Raw genomic sequence first — 1,717 nt, forward strand, 5'->3', positions numbered from 1 at the left:
AGGTGGACGCCATGGAGGTGGACGCCATGGGGCTCCAGCCGGCCAGCACCTATTTCTATCGCTTCCTGATGGGCAACGACCATTCGCCCATCGGCCGCACCCGCACGCTGCCGGTGGGCGGCGTATCGCAGGCCAGGCTGGCGGTGGTGTCCTGCTCCAACTTCCCGAGCGGCTACTTCAACGTCTATGCCGACATTGCAAAGCGCACCGACATCGACGTGGTGCTGCACCTGGGCGACTACATCTACGAGTACGGGGTGGTGGGCTATGCGTCGCAGCTGGCCATTGCGATCGACCGCACATCGAACCCCGACCACGAGATCCTGACGCTCGCCGACTACCGCCTGCGCCATGCGCAGTACCGCACCGACGGCGACCTGCGCGCCCTGSATGCGCGGCTGCCCATGATCGCGGTGTGGGACGACCATGACCTGGCCAACGGCGCATGGTCCGGCGGCGCCGAGAACCACGACGAAGCAACCGAGGGCAGCTTTGCGGCCCGGCGCGCGGCCGCCGTGCAGGCCTACCACGAGTGGATGCCGACGCGGCTGCCCGACCCGGCGAACCCGCTGCGGATCTACCGCTCCTTCGACTTCGGCACGCTGGCTTCGATGCACATGCTCGACACCCGGCTGATCGGYCGCGACAAGCAGGTCACGCTCTCGCAGTACCTGGCCGGCGAGGCTTCGGCGGCCACGCGGCAGCTGATGGGCCAGCCGCAGGTGGACTGGCTGTCGCAGCGCATGGCCGCATCGCCCTGCACCTGGCAGGTGCTCGGCCAGCAGGTGCTCATGATGCGCATGACCATTCCCTTGAGCATTGCGACCGACTTCAGCCTCGAGACGCTGACCGCCTACCTGGCGGCGCAGGCGCTTCCGGATTCCGCGCGCAGCGACACCCAGCGCGCGCTGATCACGCAGCAGAAGGTGCCCTACAACCTGGACGCGTGGGACGGCTACCCGGCCGCGCGCGATGCGGTGCTTGCCATGGCGCGCAACCAGGGCAAGAACCTGATCTCGCTGGCCGGCGACACGCACAACTCATGGGCCGGGAACCTCACCGACAACTCCGGGCAGCGGGTCGGCGTGGAATTCGGAACTTCCTCGGTGTCGTCGCCCGGCTTCGAGCGGGCGCTGCCGCTGATTGCCAATGACCTGCTGGCCGACGGCTTCCGGCGCATGGTCGACGACCTGCGCTACGCCGAGACCAGCAAGCGCGGCTATGCCGTGCTGACCCTCACGCCGGCCGAAGCGCGCTGCGACTATATCGAGATCAGCACGGTGCTGAGCCGCGACTATTCGGTGAGGACCGCAGCCACGCTGCGCGTGCTGCCCGGTGTCGGCAACCTGCAGGTGCTCGCTGCCTGAACATGGGTGGGTGGCGCGGCACCGTCAGGCTCGCGCCACCAGGCCGCGGATGTAGGCCTCGAGCGTCGTCGAGCCGCGCAGCGCGTCGCCTGGCATCTCGAAGCCGCTGTCGACGCTCACCGCGGTCATCCGCGCATACGAGTCCGCGGCAGCTTCGGAAAAGCCGAGGCCGCGGAACGCTGCCTTCCACTTGCCGCGCGGCGTGACGTCCAGCTCCACCGGCCGGCCGAGCGCCTCCGAGAACGCCCTTGCCACGTCGGCCGAGGTATAGCGCCGCGGGCCCTCCACGTAGCGGATGCCGACGTCGTCGAGCGGGGACACCAGCCTGCGGGCCGCGATCTCGCCGAGGT

Annotated in this window: 1 protein-coding gene and 1 pseudogene; one reads left to right on the forward strand and one right to left on the reverse strand. The window is 69.0% G+C overall.

Annotated features, from left to right (window positions below; translation table 11 throughout):
- Positions 1 to 1,367: alkaline phosphatase D family protein (locus AC1DOC_RS32530; protein WP_478131426.1), on the forward strand; the 1,367-nt coding region annotated here is incomplete at its 5' end.
- Positions 1,368 to 1,391: 24 nt separating this feature from the next.
- On the opposite strand, the pseudogene AC1DOC_RS32535 reads toward AC1DOC_RS32530, so the two are convergent.
- A pseudogene (locus AC1DOC_RS32535) lies at positions 1,392 to 1,717 on the reverse strand (NmrA family transcriptional regulator); the annotation flags it as partial.

This window comes from Variovorax sp. 01T439_2, assembly GCF_056398445.1.